The sequence below is a fragment of the Flavobacterium sp. LC2016-23 genome, assembly GCF_009674775.1.
Classification (GTDB): Bacteria; Bacteroidota; Bacteroidia; order Flavobacteriales; family Flavobacteriaceae; genus Flavobacterium.
The window spans coordinates 20307-38178 of sequence record NZ_WKKE01000014.1 but is presented as its reverse complement, the minus strand read 5'-3'; the positions used below and the strand labels follow the sequence as shown (position 1 = coordinate 38178).

Genomic DNA, 17872 nt, shown 5'->3' with positions numbered 1-17872 from the left:
TGATTATTTTTTAGGTTGAATAAATAATTTGCGCTCTGGAAATTTTTCTATCTCACCTTCCGCGAGACCAAAATTTGTTACGATAACATCTTTAGGATTACCTGCAATCCATTCGCTCAAATCAATAGATTGATAAACGCCGCTGTTAAATCCGATTAAGATTTTGCAGACCTTATCTCCGGTATTTTTAATGTAATGCCCGGCACCCATTGGTACATACCCCACATCTCCAGCGTTAAATTGCTCAGTGACTACTGTACTTTCCGCTAAAAACACAGACATTTCCGCCTGGCCTGAAATATAATACTGCCATTCGTCTGCATTTGGGTGCCAGTGCATTTCTCTTAAAGCCCCGGGCTGTAATTCTATTATTGATCCTGACATTGTAGTACTGACAGGAAATTCTTTGCTTGTTACTAATCGCTGCAGACCGCCGCCAGGAATTATTCTTGGCTGCTGAGAATGCAGTGGATAGCGGTGTAAATTCGTCAATTGGATATCAGATTCTTCAGAACGGGAAGCGGTGTTAAAAGATAATTCGTCAGGAACAATTCCGGTTGCAAAATAGGCTTCTTTTTGAGGTAACGCGGCAACTTCTTCTAATGTAATTCCTAGATTTTGAGCGACAATTTCAGGAGGCATACAAGAAATAAAATCGGTAACACTAAACGTATGATCTTCAGAAAAATTGCCATTATCAAATATTAAAATAAAATGACATTCCTCTGTTCCTGTTGCCTGTATAGAATGCCCGTATCCTTTTGGAAAATACCATACATCTCCCGGCTCAAAATTATCAGTATAACTATGACCGTCTGGATGAATAATGGTTGTGCGTACAGTTCCCGAAATAACATAAGCCCATTCTGCTGCATTTGCATGCCAGTGCAGTTCGCGCATGCTTCCCGGCTGTAGTCGCATTGAAACCCCTGCGATGCCAATTGATGCAGGAAAATCTTTTACAGAAGCTCCTCTTGTTGTGCCGCCATCATTGGTGCGTGGTTTTTTCTTTTCTAACTCGTATTTAAAACTTAGTGGTTCGGTGTTCATAATAATAGCTTTAAGTGATTAATTATACTGGTTTTTAATTCTATTGTAAAGCTATTGAAGATATACAGGATTTATATGTTGAATTCGTCAGATGGGCAAAAAGTGTCGGTGAGTTTATTGATAGAAACTTCTAATGAAATCATGTGGAAATCATGTGGGAATTTCTACTACATATTACTTGTTTATTAGATCTTAAAACAAAAAATCACTGCATGCGACAGTGATTTTCTATTTTATAGTAAAGGATGTATTTCTTTATCTGTAGAGCCATTTTTTAATAAGTACGGTATAATTCGGCATAACTACAAATACCATTAAAAAGACGATGAAACCTGAATTTAGCAAAGCATCAAAATAATGATTGGGAGGAATTTGCAGAAATCTTAAAACAGGAATTACCAGTAATGGAATTGCCAGTGATAATGGATAAATAGCCGACCAGGTTACCAAAAATTGTTTCCAGCGAAGCGGAACCTTTTTTCCTTCGTTTTCAGTATTAAAAAGGAAATCCAAACCGGATTTTATCTGATAGTTGTCATTTTTTCTAAATAACGGATTTGCTTTTTCGATCAGTAATTTCCTGTTGTCAGATTTCATCCAGTTTTTAAGATTATCGATACTGTCAAACCGGATAATAACTGTGTAAACAAAAGTTAAGTGGGGAATGGGCCGCACAATCTGAAGATCAATAAAACCTTTTGAATGTCTGGTCACAGGAACAATTTCATCCAGCCATTTTTCATATTCCTGCTCTTTTCCGTCCAGAATATGGTGGCTGATAACAACAGAAGCACCTTGATTTTCCATAATACTATTTGTTTAATGTGATTAAAAAGCTCTTTTATACTGCCACGGAATTTCTATATCCATTTCTAATTCCTTGGCAGCGTGTATGCTAAAATAAGGATTGCGCAAATGTTCTCTGGCAATAAATACTAAATCGGCTTGATTGTTAGCGATAATTGCATTTGCCTGTTCAGCTTTCGTAATCATTCCGACGGCTCCGGTTAAAATGCCTGTTTCCTCTTTGATTTTTTCTGCAAACGGAACCTGATAACCGGGATAGACTTTATCCTTACTCACATTTGTAAATCCTCCTCCGGATGCCGTTATGAAATCAACCCCATTTTCTTTTAATATTTTTGAAAGTGCAACGCTGTCATCTAAAGTCCATCCCAGAGCAGTTTCTATATAATCAACCGCTGAAATTCTAACCATAATGGGCATACTTTCGGGAATTACTTTTCTGATTTCCTGAACTGTTTCTACTAAAAAACGGATTCTGTTTTCGAAATTTCCTCCATATTCATCCGTGCGTTGATTGACAACTTCCGAGTAAAATTGTTGGAACAAATAGCCGTGTCCGGCATGCACTTCAATAGCATCAAATCCTGCATCGACTGCGCGCAGTGCCGCTTTTATAAAAGAGGTTTTAAGTTCCTGAATTTCGGCAATAGTAAATGCCTGGGTTACGACTCCGTTAACTTCTGTCGCAGAAGATGATTTTACGACCCAGCCGCCTTCTTCCTTCGTAAGCGGTTTCATTCGCTCATTTGGATGATGAAGACTTCCTTTGGCTCCGGAATGCCATAACTGAATTCCCACTTTAGCATCTTGCTGATGAACGAAATCTACAATGTTTTTCCAGGCATTTTGCTGCTGCTCATTCCAGATTCCGACATCATACAGGGTTGCTAATCCTTCTGGAGAAACTGCTGTACATTCGGTCAGAATTAATCCGGCTCCTCCGACAGCGCGACTTCCTAGATGTACTAAATGCCAGTTGTTAGGTATTCCGTCCTGGGCGCTGTATTGTTGCATAGGAGATAATACAATCCTGTTTTTCAGGGTAAGATTACGCAGTTTTATTGGTGAGAATAAATCCATTTCTTTATTTTTTTAATTGTTTTAAAAGTATTTTAGCTTCAAAAACAGCTTCAGTTAGTATATTTTTTACATTTTCCAGCGTACTTTCTGTGATAGTGTTTTTATCACAAGATACTTCAAGAAGATCCAGTTTTTCTTCTAAAATAGCCTGTAAACCCATAATGGCAGCACTTGATTTTAAATCGTGCGCTCTTAGTTTTACCATCTTAAAATCATCATTTTGATAAGCTGAGCTAAGCTGTTCCAAATGTGCGGGCACATTCTCAATAAATTGAGTGGCTACCGTTTGTTCAAAGTTTTTATTTCCACCGCTTACGGACTTCATATAGGTAAGATCAATGTGTTGAAAAACAGGATTGGATTCCGGGACTTTTACTTCCTCTGATTTTAATTCTTTCAATCCAAAATTAGCAATCAGTTTGAAAAGTTCTTCCTCTTTTATAGGTTTCGAAATGTATTCATTCATCCCCCGGCTGAGACATTTTTCTCTTTCGCCGGGCAGGGCATGTGCCGTCATGGCAATTATCGGAATATCCAGTTTTAAGATTTCACGAATCTGCTGAACAGCCGTATATCCGTCCATTTGAGGCATTTGTAAATCCATTAAAACGAGATCACAATCTTTTTTTCTAAGGTATTCAACCGCTTCCAAACCATTAGACGCCATATCAAAATTAACATTCCATTGTGAGAGTAAATGTTTCATTAAACTCTGATTGATCGCATTGTCATCAACAACCAAAACTCTCAAAGCGGTACTGGATATGTCTTTAAAGTGCCCAATATTCGCAACAGGTACTGAATTAAGCTGTTCTTTGGCAATTCCATATGGAATGTAAAAATTAAAAGAGGTTCCTTTTCCCTGTTCACTGCTTACTTCGATATCCCCATCCTGCAATAAAATAAGCCTTTTTACAATCGATAATCCCAATCCTGTTCCGCCGTAATTTCGGGTTGTAGAGTCTTCACCCTGATTAAACCTTTCAAACACTTCGGTTAATTTTTCCTTATCAATTCCAATTCCGGTATCCGTAATTTTGAAACCCAGTGTGATTCGATTTTCACTTTGCTGTTTGTTATAAACTTCAATGCTTACGGTTCCCTGATGTGTAAATTTTATGGCGTTACCGATAAGGTTTACTAATATTTGTGTCAGTCTGGTAGCATCACCAGTCAATGTATCGGGTATTGATGTTTCAACTTTGCTGGAAATGGTTAATCTTTTTTCTTTTACCCGTTCTGAAAAAAGCGTTTCAACAGAATCTACTAATCCATTGATGCTGAAAATACCGGGTGTGATACGCATCATTCCTGCTTCGATTTTAGATAAATCAAGTATGTCATTAATAATGTTCATTAAATTTTCGCCGGAACGTTGAATAGAAGTTACAAATTCGGTTGAAGTTTCATCCAGGGTTCTTTTCTGCAGCAAATTGGTAAATCCCAAAATACCGCTGAGAGGTGTTCTGATTTCGTGGCTCATGTTGGCCAGGAAATTTTCCTTGGTCTGGGCGGCAACAGATGCTTTTTTTTCTGCAATGTCCAGTTCCTTAATCAGAAAATGCTGTCTTCTGAATTGGCGCATGATATGATACCCTATAACGGCACCGCTTGCAATTAATAAAACCAACAATGAAATGTCATACAATTTTGCTCTACGGCCCATTTCCTGACTTAAATTACTGAGCTCAACCATACGCAGCTGACGTTTGTGATAAATTTTAGCTGTAATATCTGTAATTTCATTAGAAATAATTCGTGCCTGCGGGTTTACGATTGAACTTTCGTCATCCATATTTCCCAAAGAGTCATAGCGGTGCAAAAGTTTTCCTTTTGTCTTCATCTTATCCTGCGCCAGAACTCCCAGTCTTTGTATTAATTTTTCTTCTTCAGGGTCTTCATTATCTACAGATAACGAATCAAGAAAATTTCTAATCTGTTTAATTTTCTGATCAATACCTTCTAAATGTGTGGTATCGTTGGTGGCAATTGAAGCCCTGATCCTGCTTTCGACTCCCAAAATATCGCGGTCAATTTCCCTGAGATGATTGCTTGAACGCAGTTCGTTTAAGAGTGTGTTGTTGTTTCTGATGAGTTCTTTAGTATTTTTGGCCGAATTTAGTTGTACAGCAATCAGTAATATACTGCACAAAATAAAACTGCTTATTATAAAATAGCTAAAGCGTTTGTTACCCATTACAGTAGATGTATTTATCATAAAATAATTGTAAATGAATTGTTTACCTTATTTGAATGAGGTAAAAGATTAGAACTTTATGCAACAGGATGAAAGATGCTTTTTAAAAAACATTCATTCTTTTGTTAAGAGCTTTTCGGTAAGCATCGGCAACGGGAATAAATTTTTTATTAATCATAATACCGCCATCTTGTAAAGTGTCAATTTTACTTATAGAAACGATGTAAGAACGATGTACTCTAATGAAATCATCTTTTGGGAGACGTTCCTCGGCAGTTTTCATTTTACCATGTATGGCAAACATTTTTTCCTTAGTATAAAACTTTACATAGTCGCCCATTGCTTCGGCATAAAAAATATCGTCCAGTTTTAAGCGTCTTGTAATATTAGAATCCCTGACAAATAAAAATTCTTCTTTACTGAATTGTACATTTTCTTTTCGGCTTTCGATTATAGACTGCGCTTTACTTACTGCCTGTAAAAATCTTGCAGGGGTAACCGGTTTTAGAATATAATCTGCGATATTCAATTCAAATGCTTCCAGCGCATATTCTTTTTTAGAAGATGTAAAAATGATGATAATATCTTTGCCCGATAAATTTTTTGTCAATTCGATTCCGGTCATTTCAGGCATTTCAATATCCAGAAATATCAGGTCTATGTGATTTTCCTGTAAATGATGATATGCCTCCATGGCATTACAATACTCATTTACAACAGTAAGATTGGGAACTTGTCGGGCCAGGTGAGATAAAGTGGTTCTTGCAATATCATTGTCATCAACAATTAACGCTTTCATGGGTATCTGGTTTTTGGTTTAGACAAATATACTTATTCCCTGTTATTTATCTAAAGTAAGAACGGATCATCCAGGCCATTTCTTCATGTATTTCTATTAATCCGGTAATAAAATCGCTTGAGCCATAATCTTTGTAATCATTGGCAAAAGGAGTTATGTTTCCGCGGATAAATTCAATAATACTTTCATGGTCTTTCAATAGGTCTTTCATAAAACCTAAGCCGTCGTTTGTTCTTTCGCTGTATTCCGTAAGATGCGTAAGTTCAAGATAGGTTTTTAATGTTGCGGGTGCGTAGTGTCCAATTTTACGAATACGTTCCGCAACACTGTCTATAATTTCATCTAATTGTTTGTATTGATTTTCAAAGAAAATGTGATTCGCATGAAAATTATCTCCTGTTACGTTCCAGTGCGCATTTCTGGTTTTAGTATAAAGTACAAATTCATCGGCTAATAATTTTGTCAATTCATTAGAAACAGCGGCTGTGTTTTTTTCTGTAATACCAATTGTTGCTTTCATAATAGTAAGGTTTTTAGTTATAAGCACTATTGCTTTGTTTTCTTACGTAAAGGTCATTAGAAAACCGCTGCAGAGTATTTGTATTTCGATAGAAAGGCAAAAACAGTCGTTGAAAAAGGTATTTGTTAATTATTAAGACTATAAGTTATTTAGTTGCTTATTGTTGATGTTCCTGTAGCCATATATTCAATTTTTTGGGAGATGTGTTTTTTAAGGTGAAGAATTACAAAAGAAAAAGCTTAGTTTTTTTAGAGGTTTCCATAGTGTTTATGAATTATTTTGTAAATCCAATAGAATCACAAGGAAAGTTTATTATTTTGATGACGATATTTTCCGGGAGTAATACGCACTATTTTCCTGAATATTTTTGAAAAGTGCGGTAAGTTTGAGAAACCGGTATCTAAGGCTATTTCAAGAAGACTCTTGTTTGTTGTGGCAATAAGGTATTGTGCTCTTTCGATCTTTTTTTCGTGAATATAATTTAAAGGTCGCTGTCCGTTATGAAGTAGAAATTGTTTCGAAAAATAATCCTTATTTTGATTCACTCTTTTGGCTAATTCTACCACAGTTAAATTCTCGCCTAAATGAAGTTGAATATAACTCATCGTATCCAGAATTTTTGAGGGAGTGTTTTGCGGAGTGTTTTGTTTGAAACTTTTAGTATTCAAAAATCTTGAAATCAATAAAAGTAATGTCCCCTGATTTTCAAAGATGAGGTGCGGTTTGAGTTGATTGTTAAGGGATTGGTATTCCTTGTAATAAACTTCTTTTTCATATACTTTAGGATTGTCAGACCTGTTAATTCCTCTTCTGGGATTTTCCCGCAGCATTTGTTTGATAAGAACAATGTCAGTTTCCGTGGCGGGCAATTTCATCACATTTTTATTTTGATTAAACAAAGAAATTCCATCAGGAGATTCCTCAAAAAAATGAATGAAATATTGACTCAAATATTCCTCGCAATTCAAATTACAAATGGTAAAACTAGGAATAAGATACAAATAACCAGGTTCTAAAATCAACTTGTCGGAACTGTGAGAAATAGATCCCATTCCTTCATCAATGTAATAAAGCCGGTAATAAGGACTGATTACATTGTTGAAATTCCATTTTTTATTCAGTTTCACATAATCAATGTTCAATAAAGAAAATGAATGTTTGAAAGTGCTTTTTGACATAGTAATAGTAAAAGTAGGCTGAAAAATCGTTTTTGAATAATAAAAAATCGTTTTTGAATAATTAATTCTACACGTGTATATTCTACATTTGTTTATGCTTATTAAAATAGTCCATTAAAAACCTATAATCAAATTTAGCTATAAATAACTGTCATATAAAAGCCTGGACTTAATTTAATATAAAATAGCACTTTTAAATAAACGAATAAAATCGGAAATGTATAAATTAGTATTCAAATTATGAAAAGAAGAAATGCTTTAAAACTAGGTATGTCAGCCCTCGCAGGACTCTATTTATCTCCTTTATTGGGACATTCCTATATCCTTAACGCTCCCGCTTTCAAAGGTGTTTTTGAACCTACCTGGGATTCTTTAAGCAAATATCAGGTTCCGGATTGGTTTCGCGATGCTAAATTTGGAATGTGGGCACACTGGGGCCCTCAATGTGAACCGGAAGCCGGAGATTGGTATGCCCGTGGAATGTATGAAGAAGACTCCTGGCAGTATAAGATACATTTAAAAAAGTATGGACATCCTTCTAAGTTTGGTTTTAAAGATGTAATTAATGTTTGGAAAGCTGATAATTGGAATCCCGAAGAATTGGTAAATTTATACAAAGATTCCGGGGCCAAATATTTTATGGCGATGGCCAATCATCATGACAATTTAGATCTTTACGACAGTAAATACCAGCCAAATTGGAATTCAACCCAAATGGGGCCTAAAAAAGATATTATAGCCGGTTGGGAAAAAGCAGCCCGTAAAGCAGGACTTCACTTTGCCGTTAGTGTTCATGCAGCCCATACCTGGAGCTGGCTTGAAACTTCACAACGTTCAGACAAAAAAGGGGCGTTAGCGGGAGTTTCTTATGATGGTAAATTAACCAAAGAAGATGGAAAAGGAACCTGGTGGGAAGGGTTAGATCCTCAGGAATTATATGCTCAAAATCATCCATTGAGTGAAAATAGTTTGGATAACGGAACTATTCATAGTCAATGGAATTGGGGAAATGGAGTGGCAAAACCATCAGAAGCCTACATGGAAAAATTTCATGACCGAACTATTGATTTAATAGATAAATACAATCCTGATTTGGTTTATTTTGATGATACGGCCTTACCGCTCTGGCCTGTTAGTGATGCCGGTTTGCGCATTGCGGCACATTTATACAATAAAAGTATTGAAAAAAACAAAACCGTTCAAACCGTTGTTACCGGTAAAATTTTGGATGAGCAACAACGCAAAGCTATCGTTTGGGATATTGAAAAAGGACATAGTAACAGTATAGAACCTTTGCCCTGTCAAACAGATACCTGTATTGGCGAATGGCATTACAACAGAGATGTTTATAACAACAAACGTTATAAAACGGCTAAAACAGTTATTCATACCTTAATTGATGTGGTAAGCAAGAACGGGAATTTAATGTTAAATATTCCTGTAAGAGGAGATGGAAGTATTGATGAATTAGAACGTGAAATCGTTACTGAAGTTGGGGTTTGGATGAAACTAAACAGCAAAAGTATTTATGGTACACGGCCATGGAAAATATTTGGAGAAGGTCCGCAGCAAGAGAGTGCCGGAGCATTGACCGCCCAGGGTTTTAACGAAGGAAAAGGAAAGCCTTATACTTCAGAAGATATTCGTTTTGTACAAAAAGATAAGATACTTTACGCAACAGTAATGGCTTGGCCCGAAAGTGGTACCGTCATTATTAAAAGTTTAGGAAAAGAATCACCGTATCATACCACTAAAATAAAAGAAATTAAACTTGTTAGTACAGGTCAAAAATTGACATTTAAACAGCATTCAGGTGCTCTTGAAGTCTATTTTCCAAATCAAAAACCGGCAACTTCTTATGCAAATGCACTGGAAATTATATCATAGTGAAATTTGATTTCAGATTAGTTTCTCAAATGCCACATACCAAATAAATAACAATGAAATACATTTATCCGTTACTCTCTCTTTTTATTTCAATTTCTTTTACAATAAACGCTCAGGAAATTGTTTCGCCAAATAAAAAAATTAAATTAATCATTAACTCAAAAAAAGCATCAGACCAAAATTCTTTTGCTCAGGTGAGTTTTAAGATTATGTATAAAAATAAATCCGAATATGTTGAGGTAATTCCAGACTCACCATTGGGTATTGAGCGCAGTGACCAGAAATTCACTGATAATTTGCAATTTATTAGTGAATCGGAGCCCAAAGAGGTAAACCAGAACTATGAAATGATTTCCGGTAAACAAAAATGGTGTGATAATGCAGGAACTGAAAAAGTCTTCAAATATGTAAATTCAAATAGAGAACCCTTAAATATTGTTTTTAGAGTTTATAATGATGGTGTAGCATTTCGTTATGAATTTACAGATAAGTCGGATGCATTAGTTGATATTATTGATGAAACGACAACTTATACCATTCCCTCTGGAACAAATCGCTGGTTGCAGTCCTACACGGACTCTTATGAAGATTTTTTCCCTTTTTCTGATACAGGCAAGAGCGCGGACAACAAGCAGGAATGGGGATTTCCGGCATTGTTCAAAGTAAATAATAACCCTGTCTGGGTATTAATTTCTGAAGCAAATATTACAGAAAATAATTGTGCTGCGAAATTAAGTAATCTTAAAAATCCCAATGCATACAAAGTATGTTATGCTTCTCCCAGAGATAATTTCAGGCAAACAGGAGTTAAAACAATGTTGCCCTGGAATTCGCAATGGCATACTCTGATAATTGGTGAACTGTCTGATATAGTTGAATCTACTTTGATTACTGATGTTAGTGAACCCAATACATTAAAAAAAACAAGCTGGATAAAACCGGGTGCAGTTTCCTGGATTTACTGGGCTTATAACAGGGGTTCCAAGGATTATCAAAAAGTTGTTGCGTATACTGATTTGGCTGTAGAAATGAAATGGCCTTATGTACTCATTGACTGGGAATGGGATGTTATGACCAATGGTGGAGATATAATAGCTGCCGTAAATTATGCTAAAAGTAAAGGTATTAAACCTTTGATGTGGTATAATTCGGGTACGGCATGGCTTGAACCAACTCCGAATGACCGTTTGTTAACAGCTGAAAAAAGAGATAAAGAATTGGCCTGGCTTAAAAAAATCGGAGTATATGGTATTAAAGTTGATTTTTTTGCCGGAGACCAGCAAGATATGATGAAATATTATTTAGACATTCTGAAAGATGCGGCAAAGTATCAAATAATGGTAAATTTTCACGGAGCAACTGTTCCGCGAGGATGGGCCAGAACATATCCAAACTTAATGACCACTGAAGCAGTTTATGGAGCTGAATGGTATAACAACAAACCTGTTCTTACTTCCAAAGCCGCTGAGCACAATACTACTTTGCCTTTTACCCGCAATGTAATTGGTTCAATGGATTATACTCCTGTGACTTTTTCAGATTCGCAGCATCCTCATATTACCTCTTATGGACATGAATTGGCTTTGTCAGTAGTTTTTGAGTCCGGTTTTCAGCATTTTGCCGATAAGCCCGAAGCTTACTATAATTTGCCAGCGGAACCAAAAGAATTCCTGAAAAATGTTCCCGTATGTTGGGACAATACAAAACTTCTGGACGGTTACCCGGGAGAGAAAGTTATTATTGCCCGAAAAAAAGGAAATCAATGGTATTTAGGCGGACTGAATGGGAAGGATACAGGACAAACATTAAAAATTAACTTCAGTTTTCTGGAAAAGGGTAATTTTAACGTAAAGCTTATTAAGGACGGTGAAAATGATAAGTCATTTTCTATTGAAGTACTAAAAGTAAAAAAAGGAGATATTTTGAATATCGGATGTCTGCCAAGAGGAGGATTTGTAGCTGTTTTAGATAAAATAAAATAATCCGTTAGACAGAAAAGGGAATAGTAGTAAAACATCCGGATCAAATTAACGTTTCGTAACACTTTCAATTTTATAAATCCCAAATCCCAAATTCCAAATCTTAATCGGGAGTTTGGGATTTTTTATTTACTATACTTTGGAGTTTAACCGCAAAGCACGCAATTCTGATGGCTTTAAGTACACAGAAAGTTAGTTAAGTCAGGAAGTTTTTCGGTTGTCAAGTAACTCTTTTATTGATCAATCTGCTTTTATTTTAGGCTCAAAATTAAGAATAGTTTCTGTGCATCTTTAAATATTGTATTACTAACTTGCGACAATTAAATAAAAGTTTAATTTTACTTTTTTAACTATACACTTTCTTTCTTGTCGCTAAAAAATAATCCTTCCTAATTATTTAGACAAGCTTGATGAAAGAATGCATTTTAAGTGCTTATTTTTTTATTTACAAAACTCAAAATTTCATGTATCAATTTGTAAAATATATTTTGATGCTTTTTTTGGCATCTTTAAGTTTAATATCCTGTAAACAAAAACAGGGAGACAAAATAAAAGTCGGGTTTTCTCAGGCCATGACTACGGACGATTGGCGTAAGCAAATGAACAGCGCTATCAAAATTGAAGCTTCCTTGCGACCTGAGGTCGATTTAAAAATTAGCGATGCCAATAACAATATCAATAAACAGATTGAAGATATTGAAAGATTCATTTCCAATAAAGTGGATGTTATTGTTGTATCTCCAATTCAATCAAAACCCTTAACGGCAGTTGTCGAAAAATCGATAAAAGCCGGAATTCCGGTTCTTGTTGTAGACAGGAAAATTGAAGGTGAAAACTATACCGCTTATCTTGGAGCTGATAATATTGAAATTGGGAGAATTGCTGCCCGGTATATTATTTCACACAGTAAAGGTTCAGGCAAAATTATCGAAATTACCGGAGCAAATGGCTCATCACCTGCCTACGAGCGCAGTCTGGGATTTAGCCAGATAATTACTGAAAATAAGCGTTTTAAAATCGAAAATACCATACAGGGTGACTGGGAAGGAGAATCGGTTAAAGAACCGCTAAAAACAGTTCTTTTGCGAAATCCAAATGTCGAATATATTTTTGCCCATAATGACCGCATGGCTTTAAGTGCTTGGGAAACGGCTAAAACTTTAGGGATAGAAAAGAAAATTAAATTTATAGGAGTTGACGGACTCAATACGGTTAGTGGCGGAATAGAATTGGTAAAAAGCGGTGTTTTAGACGGAACCATTTTATATCCGACGGGAGGTAACGAAGCATTAAAATTGGCTCTTAAAATGTATAACAAAGAACCGATTTCTAAAAACAATATCCTAAATACAATTGTTATTGATAAGAATAATGCTGAAATTATCGAAAACCAAATGGATAAAGTCGATCAGCAGCAAGCCGTTATTGAGACACAGCAGGGAGCGATAAAAGTACAGGAAAGAGAATATGCCTCGCAGAACAATCTGGTGAGATTACTGAGCTTTTTTCTGGTAATCATTCTGAGTTTAACGATTTACAGTATTTATTCGACAATTTCTATTTCAAGAAAGAAAAAACAACTCGAAAGAATTAATCAGACGGTAATTGATCAGAATAATGAAATTCAGGAAATGGCAAAAATTGCAGAAAAAAGCAATGAAGCAAAATTGAATTTTTTTACAGGACTTTCACATGAGTTTAAAACACCCATAACTTTGATTATGAGTTATGTGGAATCCTTAATTGAAAATGAAAAGATTAAAGGAACCACGCTGGTTGACGAAGTGAAACTGATTCATAAAAATTCGAACAGATTGCTTAGGTTAATCAACCAGCTGTTGGATTTTAGAAAAATTGAAGAGCAAAAATTCACTTTGAGAGCTTCAAATACCAAGATTTATGATTTTACAAACGAAGTAATGACGAATTTCAAAGGCGAAGCTGCCCGCAGAAATATTGATTTTCAGCTTATTTGCAAAAACAAAAATCTGGAATTGTTTATCGATCGGGGTCTGATGGATAAAGTGTATTTCAATTTGCTTTCTAATGCTTTTAAATTTACGCCCGATAACGGAAAAATCACTATTTCAGTTATCGAAAATCAGGACAACACCGTTAAAATTAGTTTTAAAGATTCCGGAATCGGGATACCCGAAAATGAATTGTCGAATGTTTTTAAGCCTTTTTTCAGAGCTTCAAATAATAATAAAAACAGTTCAGGAATTGGACTTCATCTCTCCAAAGAATTTGTGCTTTTGCACCACGGAACAATCGAATTAAAATCAAAACAAGGAAGCGAATTTGTAATTATTCTACTAAAAGGAGTGAGTCATTTACAGTCTTCCGAAATGATTAATAAGGTGGATAATCTTGTGATTATGCCAAATTTAATAGCAGATAATTTAGATAGTGAAACGGAATTAAACGAAGTAAATGTAGTTGCTGAATCAGAAAAACATACGCTTTTAGTTATAGAAGACAATATAGATTTGGTTGCATTTTTAAAAGCTAAATTATCGAATGAATATGCAGTTTATACTTCCGACGGAAGTGACGCTATTGAAAAAGCCATGGAAATTGTTCCGGACATTATCATTTGTGATATTAATCTGGTAGACAAAGACGGTTACGAAATTAGCAAAGAACTGAAAAGGGATTTGCGTTCGTCGCATATTCCAATTATTATTTTAACAGCACAGAGCGATAAGGAATCTGTTTTGAAAGGGCTGCAAAGCGGAGTAGACCAATATCTTACAAAGCCGTTTAGTCTTTCTATTCTAAAACAATCTATTTCGGGTTTGCTTTTCAACAGGGAGAAACTTCGTTATTATTACACCAATAATATTTATCGCATTGAACCTGAGTCTAAATTTGGCAATCAGGAACAGTCTTTTATTACTAAAATGAATGATATTATTAAAAGAAATGTTGAAAACCCTAAATTTTCTGTTGAAGATTTAGCGGATAAGCTTGGGGTTTCCCGCGTTCAGCTGTATCGAAAAGTAAAAGCTATTATCGGAATTAATATCAGCGATCATATTAATAATGTAAAATTAGAGAAAGCGGCAGAGCTTTTGAAGTCCAATGACATGAATATTTCTGAAATTGCATACTCACTGGGATTCTCTTCTCCAAACTATTTTTCTACAGCTTTTAAGAATAAATTTGGAATTTCACCAAAGGAATACAAATCCTCTACTTAATATAAGTTCAAAATTGATACGAATTACGTATCAATTTTGAACCTAATGTAACAAAATCGAAACTACATGGTTTTCGTAAATAAATTTTAAATTACGTAAAGCCTTGTAAATAAGGGTGTTTTTGTTTAAATGTCAAACTATCAGTATTTATAGAATTAAATTGTAACATCATTAAAAATAAGTTGTTTTTTTTGCGGATATCTTAGCGATAAGTTTTTAATACATCTACAATGAACAAGATATTGATTTGGTCTGTTACTGCTGCACTGGCAGGTTTTCTATTCGGTTTTGATACCGTAGTTATTTCTGGAGCTGATAAACAATTACAGCTTCTTTGGCATTCATCTGATGCTTTTCATGGGTCTGTTGTTATGGCAATGGCACTTTGGGGAACCGTTGTAGGTGCTATTTTTGGAGGAATTCCAACGAATAAAATAGGTCGTAAAAAAACACTATTCTGGATTGGTATCCTGTATTTCATTTCAGCTGTAGGTGCTGCTTTTGCAAATGATCCGTTTGTATTTGCTGCTTTCAGATTTATTGGAGGGTTAGGAGTTGGTGCTTCTACTATTGCCGCTCCGGCCTATGTTTCTGAAATTGCTCCGGCTGATAAACGCGGAAGATTAGTAGCCCTGTACCAATTTAATATTGTACTTGGAATTCTGATTGCCTTTATATCCAACTACTTTTTAAAAGATATTGGAGAAAATGCCTGGCGCTGGATGATAGGAGTGCAGGCTATCCCTTCTTTTATTTACCTTCTTTTTATACTTACAATACCAGAAAGCCCAAGATGGTTATTATCTAAAAACCGGGATGAGGAAGCGCGAAAAGTATTGTATAAAATTGACCCGGCTGCAAATCTTAAAGACATCATGGATGATTCCAGGGAAAATGGTGTTACCAAACATGAAAATATCTTCATGAAAAAATACCGTTTCCCTTTAATGCTCGCGTTTTTAATTGCCTTTTTTAATCAGTTTTCAGGGATCAATGCCTTTTTATATTACGCGCCAAGAATTTTTGAAGAAGCAGGTTTAGGACAAAATACGGCTTTATTAAGCAGCATCGGAATCGGAATTACGAATCTTATATTCACTTTAATCGGCGTAGCATTAATTGACAAATTAGGAAGAAAGTTATTAATGTACATTGGTTCTGTGGGATATATTATTTCCTTAGGATTAGTCTCGGCTGCCTTTTATTTCAATTGGGGAGGATTATCAGTACCCATTTTCCTTTTCTTATTTATCGCTTCTCACGCCATTGGCCAGGGAGCAGTGATCTGGGTTTTTATTTCAGAAATTTTCCCAAATCACATTCGTGCATCGGGACAGGCTTTTGGAAGTTCAGTACACTGGGTTTTAGCAGCAATTATTCCTTCTTTAATTCCAATGTTGTTTTCAGAAATAGGCCCTGAAGTCGTGTTCTTAATTTTCACATTAATGATGGTATTGCAGTTACTGTTTGTCATTTTTATAATGCCGGAAACTAAGGGCATCTCTTTAGAGGTATTAAGCGAAAATCTAACCAAAAAAAATATCAAAAAAAATGAAATCAAAGAAACATCTGCCGCTGGCATTTTATAGTGCAGTGGTACTCTTAATAGGAGGCTGTAAACCCTATTCGGTTGTTGCCCAAAAAACAGAAGTAGCAGTTTCAACTTCTGCAGAAGAACAAATGTACCGTCCTAATTTTCATTTTACGCCCAAAAAAGGATGGATGAATGATCCAAACGGAATGTTCTATGCTGATGGCTATTATCATTTGTTCTATCAGTATTATCCTGACGGAAATAAATGGGGACCCATGCATTGGGGACATGCAACCAGTAAAGATTTAGTGAAATGGGAAGAGCAGCCTATTGCGATTTATCCGGACAAAGACAAATATATTTTTTCAGGAAGCGCTGTGGTTGATATAAACAATACGTCAGGTTTAGGTACCGGGAAAACGGCCCCAATTGTAGCGATTTATACGCTGCATGATATGACAAAAGAAAAAGAAAACAAAATCGATGTGGAGCAGCAGGATATTGCCTATTCCAACGACAATGGTTTTACATGGCAGAAATTTAAGGAAGGAAATCCTGTCGTAAAAAACCCCGGAATTCGTGATTTTCGTGATCCAAAAGCGACCTGGGATGAAACGCATAAACAATGGATATTGGTTTTAGCAGCTCAGGACCGGTCTCAGTTTTACAAATCTAAAGATCTTAAAAACTGGGAATATCTTTCTGATTTCGGAAAAAATATCGGAGCTCACGGAGGTGTTTGGGAATGTCCGGATTTCTTTCCGATAAAAGTTAAAGGAACCAATGAAACCAAATGGGTTTTAATTCAGAGTTTAAATCCCGGCGGCGCAAACGGAGGTTCCGGAACGCAATATTTTATTGGAGATTTTGATGGAACGACTTTTACATTGGATTCCAATTTTGCTAAAAGAGCAGAACAGGAAAAAGGCGTTTGGATTGATTACGGAAAAGACAATTATGCCGGTGTAACCTGGAATAATGTTCCGGGTGCCGACGGTCGACGATTATTTATCGGATGGATGTCAAACTGGGAGTACGCACAGGATGTTCCAACATTTGCATGGAGAAGCAGCACGACAATTGCCCGCGAAATTCAGTTGATTAAAAAAGGTAATGATTATAGTCTCATCAGTAATCCTGTGAAAGAAATTAACAAATACGTTTCTAAGACAATTAAAGAAAAGAGCTTAAAAGGAAGAGGAAAACTCTCAATTCTTGAAGCAGGAAAAATCGATTTGACTCAGGCAATTGTCAATTTTAATTTAAAAAACTTAAAACAGGATACATATACTTTTACGCTTTCAAATGCAATTGGAGAATCTTTGACTTTCGGATTAAATAATTCAGATCATTATTTATTTCTGGATCGTTCGAAGGCAGGAAAAAACGATTTCTCAGAAAAATTCGCTTCCACAATTACCAAAGCGGCTTTAGAAGGAAATCAAAAAGAAGGTGTTTTTAAAATCATTTTAGACAAAACCTCTATTGAACTATTTTACAATAATGGCGAAAAAGTAATAACCGAAATCTTTTTCACAAACCAGCCATTTACGTCTCTGTCAGTTTCTTCAAACGAAGGAGTTGAACTGAGCAACCTCGTAATTAACCAATTAAATATAAACTAACTAAAAACCACTA

The 17872-nt window shown here is 35.5% G+C and carries 12 protein-coding genes; 5 read left to right on the top strand and 7 right to left on the bottom strand.

The window, feature by feature from the left end:
- Nucleotides 1–3 precede the first annotated feature (3 nt).
- From GJU43_RS13130 to GJU43_RS13100, 7 genes are all read right to left on the bottom strand, one after another.
- Entirely contained in the window at nucleotides 4–1050 is a 1047-nt protein-coding gene (locus tag GJU43_RS13130; protein WP_154341209.1) for a cupin domain-containing protein, read from the bottom strand.
- A 255-nt stretch (nucleotides 1051–1305) separates the two neighbouring features.
- On the bottom strand, nucleotides 1306–1857 hold the full coding sequence (locus tag GJU43_RS13125; protein WP_154341208.1) for an antibiotic biosynthesis monooxygenase: 552 nt from the start codon (nucleotides 1855–1857) through the stop codon (nucleotides 1306–1308).
- Between the two features lie 21 nt (nucleotides 1858–1878).
- Nucleotides 1879–2937, bottom strand: coding sequence for an NADH:flavin oxidoreductase/NADH oxidase (locus tag GJU43_RS13120; RefSeq protein WP_154341207.1), 1059 nt, complete (start codon nucleotides 2935–2937; stop codon nucleotides 1879–1881).
- A 4-nt stretch (nucleotides 2938–2941) separates the two neighbouring features.
- Nucleotides 2942–5155 (bottom strand): hybrid sensor histidine kinase/response regulator, encoded by a 2214-nt coding sequence (locus GJU43_RS13115; protein WP_154341206.1) that lies wholly within the window; start codon nucleotides 5153–5155, stop codon nucleotides 2942–2944.
- 82 nt (nucleotides 5156–5237) lie between these two features.
- A complete protein-coding gene (locus tag GJU43_RS13110) occupies nucleotides 5238–5933 on the bottom strand; it encodes a LytTR family DNA-binding domain-containing protein (RefSeq protein WP_154341205.1) in 696 nt (231 codons plus the stop codon).
- A 46-nt stretch (nucleotides 5934–5979) separates the two neighbouring features.
- Nucleotides 5980–6453: a Dps family protein gene (locus GJU43_RS13105; protein WP_154341204.1), complete on the bottom strand. Its 474-nt coding sequence runs from the start codon at nucleotides 6451–6453 to the stop codon at nucleotides 5980–5982.
- 296 nt (nucleotides 6454–6749) lie between these two features.
- Complete coding sequence (locus GJU43_RS13100) at nucleotides 6750–7631, bottom strand: AraC family transcriptional regulator (protein ID WP_154341203.1); 882 nt, start codon at nucleotides 7629–7631, stop codon at nucleotides 6750–6752.
- A gap of 240 nt (nucleotides 7632–7871) precedes the next feature.
- Between GJU43_RS13100 and GJU43_RS13095 the strand changes: the two genes are divergently transcribed.
- From GJU43_RS13095 to GJU43_RS13075, 5 genes are all read left to right on the top strand, one after another.
- Nucleotides 7872–9518 (top strand): alpha-L-fucosidase, encoded by a 1647-nt coding sequence (locus GJU43_RS13095; RefSeq protein ID WP_154341202.1) that lies wholly within the window; start codon nucleotides 7872–7874, stop codon nucleotides 9516–9518.
- Nucleotides 9519–9571: 53 nt separating this feature from the next.
- A complete protein-coding gene (locus tag GJU43_RS13090; RefSeq protein WP_154341201.1) occupies nucleotides 9572–11500 on the top strand; it encodes a glycoside hydrolase family 97 protein in 1929 nt (642 codons plus the stop codon).
- Between the two features lie 461 nt (nucleotides 11501–11961).
- The gene (locus GJU43_RS13085) at nucleotides 11962–14700 is read left to right on the top strand and encodes a substrate-binding domain-containing protein (RefSeq protein ID WP_154341200.1); all 2739 of its coding nucleotides are present in this window, start codon (nucleotides 11962–11964) and stop codon (nucleotides 14698–14700) included.
- A gap of 230 nt (nucleotides 14701–14930) precedes the next feature.
- Entirely contained in the window at nucleotides 14931–16289 is a 1359-nt protein-coding gene (locus tag GJU43_RS13080; RefSeq protein ID WP_154341199.1) for a sugar porter family MFS transporter, read from the top strand.
- Complete coding sequence (locus GJU43_RS13075; RefSeq protein WP_154341198.1) at nucleotides 16252–17859, top strand: glycoside hydrolase family 32 protein; 1608 nt, start codon at nucleotides 16252–16254, stop codon at nucleotides 17857–17859. The genes GJU43_RS13080 and GJU43_RS13075 overlap by 38 nt, the downstream gene beginning before the upstream one ends.
- Nucleotides 17860–17872 lie beyond the last annotated feature (13 nt).